This window comes from Dyadobacter sp. CY347 (genome assembly GCF_021502655.1).
In the GTDB taxonomy this organism is placed as follows: domain Bacteria; phylum Bacteroidota; class Bacteroidia; order Cytophagales; family Spirosomataceae; genus Dyadobacter.
Genome location: NZ_JAKFFT010000004.1, coordinates 396,147 through 414,083 on the forward strand (window position 1 = coordinate 396,147; position 17,937 = coordinate 414,083).

Below are 17,937 nucleotides of genomic sequence, written 5' to 3' on the forward strand. Positions count from 1 at the left end.
CTTATAAGAAGACCAAAGACATCCCTAACTTCATATTTGTGACCAACCGTTTTGCCCTCTACATCTGCCGCACAGCCCTTTCACTCACTTTAATCGGTTTGCTGGCAGCTTGTTCGCAGTTCAGCACAAAACCTGCCGCAGTTGGGTTCCACAATCTCTCCGCACATTATAATGCCTATTTTATTGCTGAACAAGGTCTGGCAGAGGCTGAGTTTCAGATGAACAAGGCATACAAAGAGAACTATAATGAATTGCTGCCCATCCTGTTGCCTATGGATTCGGTGCTTTCTCTTCCCGTAAAACCGCAGTTGCAGGACGCCATTAAAAAAGCGTCCATCGTTGCAGAAAAGCATCAGAACAGCAAGTGGGTCGATAACAGTTACATTGTCCTGGGTAAATCCAGATTATATCTTGGAGAATGGGCAGACGGGCTTGAAGCACTGCGTTATGTTTATGCCAATGGCAAGGACGAAAACGATAAAAACAATGCTCTGATCCTGCTTATGCGGGCCTACATTATCAGAAAGGATTTTTCAAATGCATTGGGCGTGGCCGAATATTTAAGCCAGCAACCGCTTAGCAAAGCCTCAACGCGTGAGTTTTACCTGACGAAAGCCTATCTGCATCAGCAAAACGGAGAATATCTGACTTCCGTGGCAATCCTGGAAGAAGTATTTCCACTGTTAAAAAAATCAACAGAAACCGCACGCATTCATTTTGCGGCCGCGCAGATGTATGATCGTCTGGGTCAGTATGCATTGGCAAACAAACATTATAAAAGTGTGAGCAAAAATCGTCCGGGTTATGATCTGGGCTTTTATTCTTCTATGAATTCGCTTCAAAACGAAGTGGTCCTGAACCCGAAAAAGGACCTGGATGATGTTGGTTTTGATAAAATGCTTCGCGACCGCAAGAATGCAGACCTGAATGACAAAATCTACTTCACGATGGGTTTGCTGGCTGAGCACAGAAAGCAGATTCCGGAAGCGATTGGTTATCTGCAAAAAGCCGTTACCGCCTCAAAAGGCGCGAATATGGAGCAGAAAGCATACAGTTATCTGCAACTGGCCAGGATCAATTATGAGTCTTTGGAAAAATTCGAAATTTCAAAAGCATATTACGACAGCGCGCTCACCATTCTGCCCCAACAGGCGCCTGAGTATAAGCTCGTGTCTGAAAGAAAAAGGGCGCTGGATGAATTTGTAAAGCATTATAGTGTCGTAAATGCGGAAGACAGTCTGCAAAAATTGGCGCAAATGAACCCTGCTGCGCTGGATAATAAGATAGATGACATTATTGAAGCGCAGGAAAATGCGCGTAAAGAGCAGGAGGCGAAGGAAAAGAAGGCAATGCTGGCCGCTCAAAATACCAATGTTCAGAGTGTTCAAAATCCGCTGATGAATGGTGGAGAGCGCCGGTGGGAGCTTTATGATCCGGCATTGATCAATCAGGGACGCACGGAGTTCAAGAGGGCCTGGGGCAACCGTCGGCTGGAAGATGACTGGCGGAGAAGCAGCAGACAAATGCGCTCCCTGGCGGGCAATGATCCGGATGCACCAGATTCGCTCGCCGCGCAAACGGAGGTGATCGCCGACAACAGCCTGAAAAAAGGAACGCCTGAATGGGACGCTTTGCATGCATCTTTAAAACAAAATATCCCGCTCACAGAAGGCCAGATGGGCGATTCTCAAAAGAAAAAAGAGGACGCACTATATAATCTGGGCAAAATTTACAGATTCGATTTGCAGGAGTCGCAACGTTCTATCAGCACATTCCAGCGCGTCCTGACGGAATATCCTAAGACACAATATAAGGAAGAGCTTTACTATCTGCTTTATCTGACATACGAAGCTGATAATGATAAGAATACTTGGAAAAACAAGTTGTTCGACGAATATCCGACTTCCACATATGCCCGGCTTGTCGGGAAAGCGTCGGACAATAATGTGGCGGGTTCAGGAAACCCGGTGAAGGAATATGAAGCTGCCTATGCGCTTTATTCAAAAGGTGATTATTCCAAAGCACTTGACGACATTGAACAAAATCTTCCTGCTTACAAAGGCCATGTTATGGAGGACAAATTTGCGCTTTTACGCGTTTTTCTGATTGGAAAAGTGCGGGGCAAAGATGCTTATACACAAGCCATTGCTGAGTTCATGAGATTATATCCTTCCAGCATTTACCTCCCAAGGCTCAAAGAGATGCAAGAGCTGAATTCGCTTTCCATGGGAAAGAGATAATTGGCCGAAATTGTATATTTGTCTGTTTACAATTAATTAACTCCGTTTCATATGCTTGAATTCCAACCCGGAAAGTATCGCCGCACCATAATCCGTCTCTGGCGGACTATCGGAATTGGACTGGGTCTGTTTATACTTTACATTGTTGCCGTAAGCTTTAACTTTTTCTGGTTATTCGGCGGAATGCCCGATTTGAAAACACTGGAAAACCCTAAAAGTGAACTTGCATCCGAGCTGATTAGTGAAGATGGCAAGTCATTAGGTAAATATTTCTTCGAAAACAGAACGCAGATTGACATTTCTCAGATATCTCCCAATCTGATCGATGCATTGGTTGCAACGGAAGATGCGCGTTTTGTAAACCACTCCGGGATTGACCCAAGAAGTTTGTTACGTGTGTTCAAAGGTGTCGTTTCAGGAAATTCGAGCTCGGGAGGAGGAAGTACGCTGACGCAACAGGTTGCAAAAAATCTTTTTAATACGCGCTCAGAGGAATTTGAGGGCCTTTTAGGCAAAATTCCTTTGGTAAAAATTGTGATTGCAAAGACCAAAGAATGGATTTTGTCTGTGATCCTGGAAAGGAAGTATACCAAGCAGGAGATCATGCAAATGTATCTCAACACAGTTTCATTCGGTAATAACACTTACGGGATCAAGGTTGCTGCAAAGACTTACTTCGATAAAGAAGCCTGGGATCTGAATGTCACGGAAGCTGCATTGCTGGTTGGAATGCTGCAAAATCCAACGCTTTTTAACCCATTGCGCTTTCCTACCAATGCAATGAACCGCCGGAATACGGTTTTGGCGCAAATGACCAAATACGATTACATTCCAAGAGAAGATTTCGAGCGATATAAAGAAAAGCCACTGGGCATCGATTTCACCGTGGAAGGCCATAACACCGGTCTAGCCCCTTATTTCAGGGAATCCATGCGGGGTTATCTCAAAAGCTGGGTGAAAATGTATAACGAAGAGCATGATATGAATTATGACTTGTATACCAGCGGTTTACGCATTTATACAACCATTGATTCAAGAATGCAGCGTTACCAGGAAGAAGCGCTGACCGAGCACATGAAAGGGCAGCAAAAGCTTTTTGATGAACATTGGAAAGGCCGTAATCCATGGTCGTTCGACAACGGAAAAGAAATTCCTGGTTTCCTGACGACAGCCGCGAGAAGATCACCGCATTTTATCTCATTGAAGCGAGATCTGGGTGAGGAAGAGGCGTGGAAGATCATGCGTAAGCCTTACAAAATGAAGGTTTTTTCATGGAATGGCGAGAAGGAAGTCATGATGAGCCCAATCGATTCCATTGCTTATTATAAGCGGTTTTTAAGGGCGGGCATGATGTCGATGGATCCAAGAAACGGCCACGTGAAGGCTTGGGTAGGAGGGATAAATTTTAAATATTTCAAATACGATCACGTGAAGCAAGGCTCGCGCCAGCCCGGTTCTACATTCAAGCCGTTTGTTTATGTGTCAGCATTGGATAAGAACTTCTTAACGCCTTGTGACCACGTGACGGATGCGCCGATTTACTTCGGTCCTTCCGACGGTGTGCCGGGCGGCTGGTCTCCGAAAAATTCTAATAATAAATACTCTTACCAATCCTTGTCATTGCGTCAGGCATTAGGTAAGTCTGTAAATACCGTGAGTGCGTATCTGATAAAAATGGTGAAAGCCAAAACTGTTGCCGAGTATGCGCATAAGCTGGGCATTACCAGCAAGTTACAGGAAGTGCCCTCACTTTGTTTAGGGATCAGTGATGTGTCTGTTTTTGAGATGGTAGGCGCTTACAGTGCATTTGCTAACGGCGGTCACAGAACTGAGCCCATGACCATCCTGCGCATTGAAGATCGTTATGGCAATGTTTTGCAGGAATTTTTCCAAAAGCAAAATCAGGAAATCAGTGAAAATATGGCTTATAATATGCTGTATTTAATGCGCGGCGCCGTGGAGGATCCGGGCGGAACGGCTGGTCGGTTGAGACAATATGGTGTGACCGAAGGCAACGAAATCGCAGCCAAAACCGGAACAACTTCCAATTATTCAGATGGTTGGTTCATGGGTATGACGCAGCATCTGGTTTCAGGAATATGGGTAGGAGGAGAGGATCGCAGCATCCACTTCCGGACCATTGCTTACGGGCAGGGTGGTCGCATTGCGATGCCGGCCTGGGGAATGTTCATGCAGAAAGTTTACAAGGATCCTACGCTGGTTCAATACAGAAAAGAGCCTTTCAAAAAACCTGAAAATTACGTTCAGGAATGCGGCGGCGTGTCTACGGACAGCACTGACACATATGTTCCACCTTCCCGCTCCGATGACGAAGGCGTGTTGTTTTAATGGGTTAATGCACTGATTGTGAACATTCTCGTTGCACCAGACAAATTTCGTGGCTCTCTTGAAGCAATTGACGTTTGCCGGGCGATTAGAGATGGCATTTTACTGGCCTACCCCGATGCGAATGTCACAACCATCCCGCTGGCAGACGGCGGTGAAGGAACCGCGCAAATCCTGACGCAACATGCACAAGGAGAAACCATTGACGTTGAAGTTAACGATCCGTTAGGGCGGCCTGTCACAGCATCGTATGGCTTATCGGCTGACCGGCAAACGGCTTATATAGAAATGGCAGCTGCGTCCGGGCTGGCGTTGCTGGCTGCCGAAGAACGTAATCCGTTGCTAACCAGCACATATGGAACCGGCCAGCTTATTAAAGACGCTCTAGACAAAGGTGTTACGCAAATCATATTAGGCATCGGCGGAAGTGCTACAACCGACGGTGGAATTGGGATGGCGCAAGCATTAGGGTATCGTTTTTATGACAAGAATAATGCGATGCTGTCCGCAAAGGGTGAATCATTGAATGAAATCCGGTGCATTGATAGCATCGAAAAGGACAGCCGTCTGAATGCCGTTTCTGTTACAGTTGCATGCGATGTTACTAACCCGCTTTTTGGGCTCAATGGCGCCGCGCACATTTACGGCCCGCAAAAAGGAGCGGATCCGGAAATGGTTCAATTCCTGGATAATGGTTTAAAAAATTTCAGTCACATTGCTTCCAAAACTTTTGGAAAAGACATCAGCGAAAATCCCGGAGCTGGTGCGGCCGGTGGGTTAGGGGCAGGATGTCTTTGGTTTTTAAACGCAGTTTTGAAAGATGGCGTCAGCATTGTCATCGAGCAAACACGCATTGCAGAGCGCATCAAAGATGCAGATCTGGTCATTACAGGCGAGGGTAAGGTGGACGAGCAGACATTGTCAGGCAAAGTCGTGAAAGGTTTGGCAGATTTTTGCAAAATTTATAAGGTTCCGCTGGCCGTCGTTTGCGGCACTTTGCAGATTACGCCCGAACAAGTCCGCGATGCTGGCATAACTTATGCAGTGTCTGTTTTGAACCGGCCAATGGATCTCAACCAGGCCCAGGCTGATGCGTATGGGTTGGTTAAGGACGCAACTTTTCATCTTGTGCGGTTGTTTTTTTCAAATAGATAAAGGCACAGCCTGTCAAGAATTATTCAATGTCTGAATTCAATTATAAAGAAGAACTTTCAAAAATTCCGTTTGACCCAGGTGTATATCGCTATTTCGACGAAACCGGGGAAGTAATATATGTGGGTAAGGCGAAAAGCCTCAGAAGCCGGGTTTCGAGCTATTTTTTGAAATCCAACCAGCACGACCGTAAAACCAAGCGGCTCGTAAGCCAGATCCGTCGCATCGAATACACCATTGTCCACAGCGAATGGGACGCATTATTGCTTGAAAACCAGCTTATCAAGCAGTTGCAGCCGAAATTTAACATTCTACTTAAAGACGATAAAACTTATCCTTTTATATGCGTGACGCAGGAGCGCTTCCCGCGTGTATATGTGACGCGCAACCTGGACAGGACCAAAGGAACATTCTACGGACCCTTTGCGAGTTTGCGGACCATGCATACGCTGCTGGATATGTTCAAATCGCTTTACACGATCCGTTCGTGCCAGTTGCCGCTGACCAGGGCCAATGTTGAGGCCGGGAAATTTAAGGTTTGCCTGGAATATCACATTGGCAATTGCAAGGGCCCGTGCGAGGGCTTGCAGGACGAAGCGGAATACAATGCCGAAATCGAGCAGGTCCACAATATTCTGAAAGGTAATCTCTCGCTTCCGCAGCAATATTTTAAAGAAAAAATGTTGAAAGCGGCCGAGCAAATGGAATTTGAAAAGGCACATTCCTGGAAAACCAAAATTGAAAGCCTTTCCAATTTTCAAAGTAAAGCCACCGTCACCAATCCTAAGATCGGTAATATTGATGTGCTGACCATTGTGTCGGACGAAGAAGCCGCTTATCTCAATTTTATGAAAATAAAACAGGGATATATGGTTGCTACACAGACGATTGAGGTGAAGAAAAAGCTTGACGAAAGTGATGCGGAAATACTAGCATTAATGATTATTGAAATGCGCTCTAAGTTCGGGGCTGAGGCCAAGGAGCTGATTTCTAACATTAAGCCAGATCTGGAAATGCGCCTGGAACTGACTGTTCCACAGATCGGTGATAAAAAGAAGCTGCTCGATATGTCCATGAAAAATGTGATGTATTTCCGCCGTGACAAAGCGGAGCGCAGGGAAGTGGAAGCATCCGCAACTTCATCTAAAAAAGATCGGATTTTGATCCGGTTAAAGAGCGATTTGCAATTAAAAACGCTTCCTAGGCACATTGAATGCTTCGATAACTCCAACATTCAGGGGACAAATCCGGTTGCGGCTATGGTTTGTTTCAAAGATGGAAAGCCTTCTAAAAAAGATTACAGACATTTCAACATTAAGACTGTAATAGGCCCTAACGACTTTGCTTCCATGAACGAGGTGGTAGGAAGGCGCTATCTGCGGTTGATTGCGGAAGAGCAGCCGCTGCCGGATCTGATTGTGGTCGATGGTGGAAAGGGCCAGCTCGGCGCAGCCTGTGATGCATTGAAAAATCTGGGCATTTACGGCCAGGTGCCCATTATCGGCATCGCCAAAAGACTAGAAGAAATCTATTTTCCTGAGGATTCACTTCCCCTTTACATTGATAAAAAATCCGAATCACTAAAACTCATTCAGCAGATCCGGGATGAAGCGCACCGGTTTGGAATCACATTTCACAGGGACAAAAGAAGCAAGGCCAGCCTGATCAGTGAATTGGACGGTGTGGACGGCGTAGGGAAGATCACAGCAGCGAAATTGTTGAAGTTCTTTGGTTCCGTTCGTGGTATCCGCGAGAGTTCTTTGGCCGAACTGGCCGGACTCGTCGGGTTGGATCGGGCGAAGAAGGTAAGGGCCTATTTTGATGCAATGGCAGATAATGTGGAGTAAGCGGCCATGTTCTTTCCCGCAATGTATCCGGTTGTCCAGGCGTTTTGGAAATTAAAGCCTCCGGTAATGCCGTCAATGTCAAGCACTTCACCGGCAAAATACAATCCGGGGACAGATTTGCTTTCTAATGTTTCATGATCAATGTCGGTCAGGGAAATGCCGCCGCAGGTTACGAACTCCTCCTTGAAAGTGGTTTTCCCTTTTACGTCAAACTGACTGTTTGTCAGTAACTCAGTGAGCCGGTTTAATGCCTTGTTCGTCGCGTCAGACCAGCGTAATTCGTCCGGGATTTCTGATTTTGAAACAAACGCTTTCCATAGCCGGGCCGGAATGCCGAGGCGTGCATGTGAGGCAATTTGTTGTTTCGGCGTTTTTGTTTTTTCACCCAATAAAAACTCCCTGACCTGCTGCTCATTCATTTGCGGCAGCCAATTGATCTTGCAAACAAAATTGTAATCCTTTTCCGCAAGATCACGTGCGCCCCAGGCCGAAAGTTTGAGAACTGCCGGACCACTAAAACCCCAATGCGTGATCAGCAATGGCCCCTGCCATTCATGTTTTGTTCCCGAAATTTTTACAAACGCATCCTGAACCGAAACCCCGGCCAGCGGCAGCAAATAATTGTCAGGCGTGTTGAATGTAAAAAGAGATGGAAGTGGGTTAATGATCGTGTGGTCATGTGCTTCAAGCCAATCAAACCCGCTTGCTTTGGGATATCCGCCGGTCGCGATCAGCAATTTATCAGCATAAATTTTTTCATCTTCGTCCAACTGGATCGAAAAGCCATTCTGATTATCACCGGTTATTTTGGAAAACGACCGGACAGATGTGCTTGTCCTGATCTCAATATTCAGGTTACGCGCCGTCCTGACCATACATTCAATGATCGTTTGCGATGAATCGGTTACCGGAAACATTCTGCCATCCGGCTCGGTCTTCAATTTTACGCCTTTATTCTCAAACCAGTTTACAGTTGCCTTCGCGTCAAAATGATGCAGCAATTTGCGCAGCAGCTTTTCACCTCTGGGATAGTTTTTGATAAAAAAACGCAGATCGGACGGGTTATGCGTCACATTACAGCGGCCGCCGCCCGACACCCGGACTTTGTTTAACACCGTCTTATTCTTTTCCAAAATCACGATTTTCGCGTCCGGATTTTGTTCTGCGGCTGTTATAGCAGCCATAAATCCGGAAGCGCCTCCGCCCACAATTGCAATTCGCATATCCCTTTTATTCATCATACAAAAATGACATGTAAGTTTTAAAAACTGCAATTTCTTTTCATATCTTTCTCCACAGCTAAAATATTTACAATCTAAATGTTTGACTATACATGCAAAAAATCCTCGTTATTGGTCTCGGAAAAGTTGGGTCACTTGTCGGGACGTTATTAAGCAAAAAATTTAATGTTACCGGGGTTGATAAGACACAACCTTCTGTTTCACTGCCATTTCCGGTAATCTCGGGCGACATTAGCAACCCTGAATTCTTAGAACAAACGCTCGCCGGATTTGACGCAGTCGTCTCCTGCATGCCCTATAATCTCAATTTACCCATCGCGCGCAAAGCCTGCGAGCAAGGAATACATTATTTTGATCTAACCGAAGACGTTGCAACTACGGCCGCAATACGGGAAATGGCCAGGGACAGCCGCAGCGTGCTTGCACCGCAATGCGGCCTCGCGCCGGGTTTTATTGGCATAGTAGGAATGGATCTGGCCAAACGTTTCACGAAACTACGCGATATTGAACTCCGAGTCGGCGCTTTACCGCGCTATCCAAATGGCCTGATGGGCTATTCCTTCACCTGGTCTCCGGCGGGAGTTGTGAATGAGTATATTAATGATGCGGAAGTGATCCATAATGGCGTCCGGAAGATGGTTCCTTCCCTGGAAGGCGTTGAAATGATCAATATAGAAGGGCAGGAATTCGAAGCATTCATCACTTCCGGCGGTCTGGGAACAATGTGTGAAACGCTGGAAGGAAAGCTCGATACGCTGAATTACAAGACGATACGCTATCCCGGACATTGCAGTTTGATGCGTTTTATGCTTTATGAACTTTGCTTAAAAGATAAGCGTGAGCTGATCGAACAGATATTAACGGAAGCAAAACCCCCTGTGCAGCAGGATGTTGTTTATGTGTATGCCGTTGTGGAAGGTTGGAAAGATAACCGATTGGAACGGGAAGAGTTTTACAGGGCATACCATCCCATTGAAATAGATGGAAAGCATTGGCGGGCCATTTCCTGGACCACTGCCGCTTCCATTGCGTCGGTTGTGGAAATGGTAGCAAACGGCGTTTTGCCAGACAGAGGATTTATCCGGCAAGAGGACATTCTGCTCGCTGACTTTCTGCAAACGGAGAATGGTGCTTTCTTTAATTAATAATGGTCATTACACACAAAGAATTGTAAATGGAAAATATACAAACTGTCCTCGATACGCTTGGCATTCAGCAGCTTAATAATGGTGTCAGCACCGGGAAAATTCATCAGGCCGGAAATGGCGGGATCCTCGAATCCTACTCCCCGGTCGATGGCAAAAGAATAGCCCAGGCAAATCAGGCAGATCGCTCAGATTATGACTTCGTGGTGCAGAAAGCGGTGGAAGCATTTAAGATATGGAAACAAATCCCAGCGCCAAAACGCGGTGATATCGTGCGCCAGATGGGCGACCAGCTCAGGAAATTCAAAACCGAGCTTGGCACGTTGGTGAGTTATGAAATGGGCAAGAGCTTGCAGGAGGGTTTGGGAGAAGTGCAGGAAATGATAGATATCTGCGATTTTGCCGTTGGGCTTTCGCGCCAATTGTACGGATTGAGCATGCATAGCGAGCGAGCGCAGCACCGCATGTATGAGCAATGGCATCCGATCGGTGTCGTGGGCATTATTTCTGCATTTAACTTTCCGGTTGCAGTCTGGTCCTGGAATGCCATGCTGGCTTGGGTTTGTGGCGATGTTTGCATTTGGAAACCATCTGAGAAAACGCCGCTGACAGCATTAGCATCACAGAACATTATAAAAAAAGTGCTCGAAGACAACGATGTGCCGGAAGGTGTTTCTTGTATTTTAACGGGCGGCCGGGAAGTTGGGGAATGGCTAGCCAATGATCCGCGGATCGCGTTGGTTTCAGCAACGGGCAGCACACGAATGGGAAAATCGGTGGGCGAAGCTGTTGCCAGGCGGCTTGGTAAGAGTTTGCTGGAACTGGGTGGTAACAATGCTATCATTGTTACGCCGTCAGCAGATCTAAATGTTGCTATTCCCGGCATCGTTTTTGGTGCGGTAGGGACGGCAGGCCAGCGATGCACTTCTACCAGAAGGATCATTGTCCAGGCTGAAATTTACGAAGAGGTCAAGCAGCGATTGGTGAAAGCATATGGCCAGTTGCGCATTGGAAATCCACTGGATGCCAACATGCACGTTGGGCCGTTGATCGATAAAGAGGCAGTTTCCCAATATCAGCTTGCCGTAGAAAAAGTCATAGACGCCGGTGGCAGTTTTCTTGTTGAACCGGAAGTGCTTTTTGGAGATGAATTTTCGTCGGGATGTTTCGTTGCGCCGTGCATTGCAGAGGTGTTGAATAAATATCCAATTGTGCAGCATGAAACCTTTGCGCCAATTCTTTATCTGATCAAATACAATGATCTGGAAGAGGCCATTGCCATTCAAAATGACGTCCCCCAGGGATTATCTTCGGCTATCTTTACATTAAACATCAGAGAATCAGAGCTTTTTCTTTCTCACGCAGGATCTGATTGCGGGATTGCTAATGTGAACATAGGCACTTCGGGCGCGGAGATTGGCGGTGCATTTGGAGGGGAAAAAGAAACAGGCGGAGGTCGGGAATCTGGTTCGGATGCCTGGAAAGTTTATATGCGCAGGCAAACCAACACGATCAATTACGGAACGGCGCTTCCGCTGGCGCAGGGAATAAAGTTTGAGATTGAGTAATTAAAATTTTTAACTTTGTACAAATCAAAACACATTATATCACATCAGAATAGCCCCTCATGACAAAATACCAACTGACTTCCGAACAGATCAGCTCCAAAGTAGCAGGCGAAACAGTCATACTCAACCATAGCAAAGGTGCATATTACGGACTGAATGAAGTAGGAATGCTTGTGTGGGACAACCTGGAAAAAGGACCGCAAACCATTGATGCTCTTTGTGATGCGGTGATTAGTGAATACGAAGTCGATGCAGAAACCTGCAAAAGTGACATTGATGTTTTGCTCAAAGATCTCATTTCTGAAAAGCTGGTTGAGATCACTAAATAAATTCGGTTGGGACGTTTCAAGCACCATATTGCCAAATGGAATAGTTTATCACTGGAAGGAAAGCTCATTTTTCTGAAAGCGGCTGCTAGCCTGGTGCTTATTAAAGTAGGTCTGACGATTTTGCCATTCGCAACATTCAGAAAAATCTTTCATTGGCTCTGCAAATCGAAATATACAGGTGAAACTTCCCAGCAAAGCGTTGATCTGACTGTTTGGGCTGTTGACACAGCTGCGAATTTACTGCCATTGGAGCTGCTATGCCTTCCTCGCGCGCTGGCAACCAAATATTTGTTGCGCAAGGTGCCGGCGTTAACATTAGAGATCGGAATCGAGGTGAACCCGGCCAAGCAGTTTGAGGCGCATGCATGGGTTGAGAAAAATGGGTCTGTAATTATGGGTAACTGGCCGGAATCAGTTCTTTATCAGCGAATTTGGGTTTGGAAATGATTTTACCATAACATACATGCATTATTACAAAGCCTTCGGATTAAATATCCTTTCTGAAATTAGACTTCCCGAATTGAGTGACGGAGACGCTCGTCCCGATCACGACTTATATATCAAGTCAGGAGTATTTGACTTGCCTGCACTGGAAAAAACGCAATTATATCGAAGAGGAGTGCGGGCGTCTTTTGGAAAAGACGCCGATGAAAACTTGTATTTGCATTGGGCTGACGTTGCATCATTCAAGGCTACGAATGGCAATTGCCTTTATGTGAATGCATTAACAAATGAAAATGATTTAATCAGCCTGTTCACGGTGAGCGAGGCTATCGGGTTAATCCTTTTTCAGCGTGGGCTGTTTCTTTTGCATGCCAGCTCTGTCCAGGTTAGCAACGAAGGCTGGTGTTTCATGGGCACACCGGGCGCTGGAAAATCCACGACTGCGGCTGCGTTTATTAAGGCAGGTTGCAAATTATTGAGCGACGATTTGACGGCCATCGGATTTAATGACGATGGATCGGCCTACATTATCCCAGCTTATCCGCAGCTCAAAATCTGGGACAAAACGGTTGCTGGTTTACATTACCAGCAATCTGACTTACATCCTGTAAGCGAAGGGGTTAAGAAGTTTTCCTATGAACCCAAATCGAATTTCTCCCACGATCCGGTGCCTTTAAAGGAAGTGTTTTTTTTACATAAAGCGCGAAATAGGAAGCCGTTATCAGCATTGTCGGCTGCCGAAATCCCAACCGAAACATTAAAAAACTTCCCGCTGCCCAGCCAGCTGCTTACCAGGGAGGCTTTAAAAAGGCATTTTTTGCAGAGCTTTCAATGCAGCAAATCTGCCCGGCTCTGGAAAAAGAAACGCCCGGACGGATTCGAAAACCTGGAAAAATGGGTCAGTGAATGCATGCCGGAACAACTGATAGCCGGATGATGCCAGACATGATAATTTCCCCCGAGCTGGCCCTGCTGATTGAAGCTGCACTTGGAGGGAAATCAAAACCGCCATTTCATCTGTATCAAAGCAAGATCGTCTGGCCCAAATTGGCTCGGATGGCCAACTGGCATCAGGTGAGGCCATTATTGCTGGACCATTTGCAAAGTGGAGCGGAACAGCCTGACATTCCTGCCAAACATTTAGCAGACTTGAAAGCATTTGCGATGGGGCAGGCTATTACAAATATGGCGTTTCTCGGGATCTCTGTGCGGTTATACCAGGAGCTTAACACAGCTCATGTGAAAGCTTTTTTAATGAAAGGCGCACTTTGGGCCTGGCTGTTGTATGAGAAACCCAATCAGCGCGAATTTGGCGACATTGACTTTTTCATTAAAGAAGAAGATGTTTCCGAAAGTCTTGCCACGCTACAAAAAAGTGGCTTTGCCCCAGATCCGTATCGTCGGTATTTGTTTGGTAATGATGCGCTGAAACAGGCCTATTTGGCTACGGATTACCAGCTTCCTTTGGAACCCATTGAAGAACATACATTGCAGTCACTGGAAGTGCAGTGGAGGCCGAGTTATCCCCGTTACTGCTACGACCTTACTTGGGAGGAACTTTCAAAAGATATGATTCAGGTCCAAATGGCTGGGTCAACCATTCCCATTCCTCGCATGGAAAACCAGCTGCTTTTAATGGTGATTCACCATGGCGGCATTGAGCAATGGGATAAACTCAAATACATGGCCGATTTTGTAAGGCTTTTGCGCAAACATGCGAATGGCCTGGATTGGGCTTACATTCAGGACACAGCCAAAAAGAAAGGTTTCAATCGCTTGCTCAGGGAATCGCTGGCCATGGTGCATATGCTTACTGGTGAAACATTTTTGAGCCCGCAATTCGAGGGTGTTTCATACATTCCCTCCGAAGATTTTCAAAGGGAAATTCTCAAACATTGGGAAAATGAGCGTCCGGTATTGAAATCAAAATCATGGCGCATATTCGTTTACAACATGCGCCATAGGGATAATCTGAGCATCAAAATTTCAATTATTGCGGCCCATTTACGCTATCTGACTTATTGGAAGTTACTTTGGCATAAAGCCTTTTGGTACAAGAAACACCGTTCTTAAACAAGCGTAAGCGTGATGGAGCCGGAGATGCTTTTCCCGTGCGCCAGAATATTAAGCCCTTCTCCTGAATTGAATGCATCCACATTCGCTGTCAGTGGCTCAATAGCAACACATTCACGTGCGGGCGGCGTGTACACCACTAGGTAATTGAATTTTCCTTCGCCGGTTTCCTGCTTAATTCGCAATGTAATGTCCTGGTTCTCCGAGATCAGTTCGGTTACCGCGCTATCAGATGCGGAATCCACTACGAAGCAATTGTCAAATGCTTTCTGATATAATTTAGTCGGCTTTTCTACCAGGAACGGCTTTCTGCCAACCGGAATCTGATTAATATCAAAATCTACAATCTCATTGGAAGGAATATTGATCTTCCAGGCATCAACTTGCTCGTTGCCAAGCACGAAATACGGATGCCATCCAAACATCATGGGTGCCGGCTCGCTGCCTTGATTCACAGCTTCATACGTTAATACAAACCGACCATCGGCATGTAATGCATAGGATACGGAGAAATCAACTGAAAATGGATAACCCTCCGGATTATTGAGTGAGTAGGAGAGCTTCACAGAAGCACGATCAGCCTGAATGTCCTGCTCGTCAACATTGAATGGTTGTTTCCTAACCAGTCCGTGTATCGCATTCAGGTTGCCGGTTTCATTTTTGGCAAGCTGATATTGTTTACCCAGAAACTTGTATTTTCCATCGGGTATCCTGCTGGCAAAGGGAAAAAGAAGCTCACTCGCGCTCTTCGTATCCGCAAGCAGACTATCCGGCGTAGGCGGCGTTTTGAGCAGAGAGAACAAGGTAATTCCTTTGCGAAGCGAAAGTTGGCGGACAATTCCACCTAATTCAGGAATAATGACACAGCGATTTCCTGTTTCTGTTTCCTGGATAACAAGTTCGCTCAGATCGCCAAATTGCTGTTTGAATATTTCAAAAGACATTGTTACGGGTTTGGGGTGAATGATGTTTGTTACAAAAATAATAGCCGGACAACATGATTGTCCGGCTATTGCATATTATTATAAGTTCAGCAGCTTATTCGTTTGATACGTCTTTACCTGCCTCTGCTAATTCTTCTTCTTTGTTTTCCTTTTCTAATGTGTGTTTCACAACTTCCTCATGGATCGCTGCTTCTTCATTAGATCGGCGGTTAATGTAGGCCTGATAGCTGGTTTCCTTCTCGTAAGGACGTTTTCCGATCAGTTTTTCAAGATCACTTTGGAACAAAATTTCTTTTTCCAAAAGCTCTTTCGCCAACACTTCCAATTTATCACGCTTCTCGCTCAACAGGTTCTTAACAAACTGGTAAGCCTGATCAATCAGCTTCCTTACTTCTTCGTCAATCGCCTGAGACGTTGATTCAGAATATGGTTTCGTAAATGCGTAATCGCTTTGTTTTGAATCGTAGTAAGAAATGTTTCCAATACGTTCGTTCATTCCGTACATCGTTACCATGCTGTAAGCTACTTTCGTAACGCGTTCAAGATCACTTAATGCACCGGTTGAAATTTTACCGAAAACCACATCCTCAGCTGCACGGCCGCCTAGTGTCATGCACATTTCATCAAACAACTGTTCTGTGCGATACAAATACTGTTCTCTCGGTAAATATTGAGCATAACCCAATGCTGCAACACCACGGGGAACGATTGATACCTTAACCAATGGATCGGCATGTTCCAGGAACCAGCCTGCTACTGCGTGACCAGCCTCGTGGTAAGCAACGATTTCTTTTTCCTCAGGTGAGATAAGCTTGTTTTTCTTTTCCAAACCACCGATTACACGGTCCATTGCATCCTGGAAGTCCTGCATGGTAACTTCATCACGATTACGACGTGCTGCGATCAATGCTGCTTCGTTACAAACATTGGCAATTTCAGCACCGGCAAAACCTGGTGTTTGCGAAGAAAGCTTTTGAATGTTTACGTCGGTTGACAATTTCAAAGGTTTCAAATGCACTTTGAAAATCGCTTCACGGCCAATCACGTCTGGCTTATCCACTGAAATCTGGCGATCAAAACGACCCGGACGTAACAATGCAGGGTCCAGAACGTCAGGACGGTTGGTTGCAGCTACGATGATAATACCTGAGTCGGTTGCGAAACCGTCCATTTCAACTAAAAGTGAGTTCAATGTATTCTCACGCTCGTCATTTGAACCCGGCATAGCGCCACGTCCACGTGAACGGCCTACTGCATCAATCTCATCAATAAAGATGATACAAGGCGCTTTCTCTTTTGCTTGCTTGAACAGGTCACGAACACGTGCCGCACCTACACCCACGAACATTTCAACAAAGTCGGAACCAGACAGGGAGAAAAATGGAACGCCAGCTTCACCGGCAACAGCCTTGGCCAACAATGTTTTACCCGTTCCCGGAGGTCCTACAAGCAAAGCGCCTTTTGGAATTTTTGCACCCAGTTTCTTGAATTTGTCAGGGCTTTGAAGATATTCAACAATTTCTTTAATCTCTTCCTTTGCTTCGTCTAGCCCGGCAACATCATTAAAAGTAATCTTAACCTTGTTTTCAGCATCAAACAATGTAGCACGCGAGCGGCCAATGTTGAAGATCTGACCACCCGGTCCGACGCCACCGGACATTCTGCCCAGAATAAAGTACATCACCAGGATCATGACAATGAAAAAGCCCCAGGTTCCGAGGAAGCTGGTCCAGTCGTTGCGGGTATCTACTACAAAAGGCACCTTATCATCGTCGGGAATGCCTTCCTGCATTTTATCAAAATCCTTCTTGAAAGTCTCAGCAGACGTTACCTGAAACTGGTAATGCGACACCGTTTCACCTCCGAAGTAATTATTTTCCTTTGCAACAACCTTATATTTATCTTGTTTCAGTGCCTCTGGTTTCAGTGTAACCTCAACAGACTTGTCATTAACAATCGTAACCCTTTCGACTTCTTTGTCAGCCATCATTTTTTCGAAACGTTTCTGCGTCGTTTCACGAATGGTTGAGGTGCGGTTGAGGTATGTTATTCCAAGTATAGTAGCAATCAGAGCAGCGATAATCCAGCCCTGATATCCTTTTTGGGGACTTTTAGGACTGAGAGGCCCTCTTTTGTTATCGTTTTCAGACATTCTGTGTTTTTAATTAAGAGGAAATATAATAAACAACATTCCGGCCCAGGCTAATGTTCACCTGCCGGTCATTTATACCATGGAATCTTCCAGGTATGTTACCTCTGCATCTCCCCAAAGTTCTTCCAGATCATAATGCTTGCGGCGATCTTTGTTGAATATGTGTGCCACGACATCTACATAATCAATCAAGATCCATTCCCCATTCGCCTTTCCTTCCTTCTGCCAGGGTTCTGTTTTGGACATTTTGTAAACTTCGTCTTCAACCGAGTTGGCCAAAGCATCTATCTGCGTGTCGGAATTACCCGAACAAATTACAAAAAAATCAGTTATTGAATTTTTTACATTTCTGAGGTCAAGTATTGCGATGTCCAGGCCCTTCTTTTCTATCATTCCTTTTGCTACCAGCTCAGAGAGATCTTTTGAGGATAGTTCTTTATTTTTGCGTTCTTTCAT

The 17,937-nt window shown here is 45.7% G+C and carries 14 protein-coding genes; 10 read left to right on the forward strand and 4 right to left on the reverse strand.

Annotation, left to right across the window (positions count from 1 at the left end):
* The first annotated feature begins 38 nt into the window (after positions 1 to 38).
* The 4 genes from L0659_RS09775 to uvrC are packed head-to-tail and all read left to right on the forward strand — an operon-like array spanning position 39 to position 7,585.
* Positions 39 to 2,240, forward strand: coding sequence for a tetratricopeptide repeat protein (locus L0659_RS09775; protein ID WP_235125750.1), 2,202 nt, complete (start codon positions 39 to 41; stop codon positions 2,238 to 2,240).
* Positions 2,241 to 2,291: 51 nt separating this feature from the next.
* A complete protein-coding gene (locus tag L0659_RS09780; RefSeq protein WP_235125751.1) occupies positions 2,292 to 4,589 on the forward strand; it encodes a penicillin-binding protein 1A in 2,298 nt (765 codons plus the stop codon).
* Between the two features lie 18 nt (positions 4,590 to 4,607).
* Positions 4,608 to 5,741, forward strand: coding sequence for a glycerate kinase (locus L0659_RS09785; RefSeq protein WP_235125752.1), 1,134 nt, complete (start codon positions 4,608 to 4,610; stop codon positions 5,739 to 5,741).
* Positions 5,742 to 5,767: 26 nt separating this feature from the next.
* Positions 5,768 to 7,585: an excinuclease ABC subunit UvrC gene (gene uvrC / locus L0659_RS09790; RefSeq protein ID WP_235125755.1), complete on the forward strand. Its 1,818-nt coding sequence runs from the start codon at positions 5,768 to 5,770 to the stop codon at positions 7,583 to 7,585.
* Here uvrC and L0659_RS09795 read toward each other — a convergent pair.
* The gene (locus L0659_RS09795) at positions 7,552 to 8,808 is read right to left on the reverse strand and encodes an NAD(P)/FAD-dependent oxidoreductase (protein ID WP_235125756.1); all 1,257 of its coding nucleotides are present in this window, start codon (positions 8,806 to 8,808) and stop codon (positions 7,552 to 7,554) included. The two genes, uvrC and L0659_RS09795, sit on opposite strands and share 34 nt — an antisense overlap.
* A gap of 110 nt (positions 8,809 to 8,918) precedes the next feature.
* On the opposite strand from L0659_RS09795, the gene L0659_RS09800 reads away from it, so the two are divergent.
* The 6 genes from L0659_RS09800 to L0659_RS09825 are packed head-to-tail and all read left to right on the forward strand — an operon-like array spanning position 8,919 to position 14,385.
* Positions 8,919 to 9,971: a saccharopine dehydrogenase family protein gene (locus L0659_RS09800; RefSeq protein WP_235125757.1), complete on the forward strand. Its 1,053-nt coding sequence runs from the start codon at positions 8,919 to 8,921 to the stop codon at positions 9,969 to 9,971.
* A 38-nt stretch (positions 9,972 to 10,009) separates the two neighbouring features.
* Entirely contained in the window at positions 10,010 to 11,539 is a 1,530-nt protein-coding gene (locus tag L0659_RS09805; protein WP_409019069.1) for an aldehyde dehydrogenase family protein, read from the forward strand.
* A 59-nt stretch (positions 11,540 to 11,598) separates the two neighbouring features.
* Positions 11,599 to 11,868: a PqqD family protein gene (locus tag L0659_RS09810; protein WP_235125759.1), complete on the forward strand. Its 270-nt coding sequence runs from the start codon at positions 11,599 to 11,601 to the stop codon at positions 11,866 to 11,868.
* Positions 11,869 to 11,874: 6 nt separating this feature from the next.
* Positions 11,875 to 12,315 carry a lasso peptide biosynthesis B2 protein gene (locus L0659_RS09815; RefSeq protein ID WP_235125760.1) on the forward strand — a complete coding sequence of 147 codons (441 nt, stop codon included), beginning with the start codon at positions 11,875 to 11,877 and terminating at the stop codon, positions 12,313 to 12,315.
* 16 nt (positions 12,316 to 12,331) lie between these two features.
* Positions 12,332 to 13,249: a serine kinase gene (locus L0659_RS09820; protein WP_235125761.1), complete on the forward strand. Its 918-nt coding sequence runs from the start codon at positions 12,332 to 12,334 to the stop codon at positions 13,247 to 13,249.
* A complete protein-coding gene (locus L0659_RS09825; RefSeq protein ID WP_235125762.1) occupies positions 13,219 to 14,385 on the forward strand; it encodes a nucleotidyltransferase family protein in 1,167 nt (388 codons plus the stop codon). The genes L0659_RS09820 and L0659_RS09825 overlap by 31 nt, the downstream gene beginning before the upstream one ends.
* Here the strand turns inward: L0659_RS09825 and L0659_RS09830 are convergent.
* From L0659_RS09830 to rsfS, 3 genes are all read right to left on the reverse strand, one after another.
* Positions 14,382 to 15,329, reverse strand: coding sequence for an aldose 1-epimerase (locus tag L0659_RS09830; protein WP_235125763.1), 948 nt, complete (start codon positions 15,327 to 15,329; stop codon positions 14,382 to 14,384). The genes L0659_RS09825 and L0659_RS09830 overlap by 4 nt on opposite strands.
* A 94-nt stretch (positions 15,330 to 15,423) precedes the next feature.
* The gene (gene ftsH / locus L0659_RS09835; RefSeq protein ID WP_235125765.1) at positions 15,424 to 17,481 is read right to left on the reverse strand and encodes an ATP-dependent zinc metalloprotease FtsH; all 2,058 of its coding nucleotides are present in this window, start codon (positions 17,479 to 17,481) and stop codon (positions 15,424 to 15,426) included.
* A gap of 72 nt (positions 17,482 to 17,553) precedes the next feature.
* Positions 17,554 to 17,937, reverse strand: a complete 384-nt coding sequence (rsfS, locus tag L0659_RS09840; RefSeq protein ID WP_026630890.1) for a ribosome silencing factor — start codon at positions 17,935 to 17,937, stop codon at positions 17,554 to 17,556.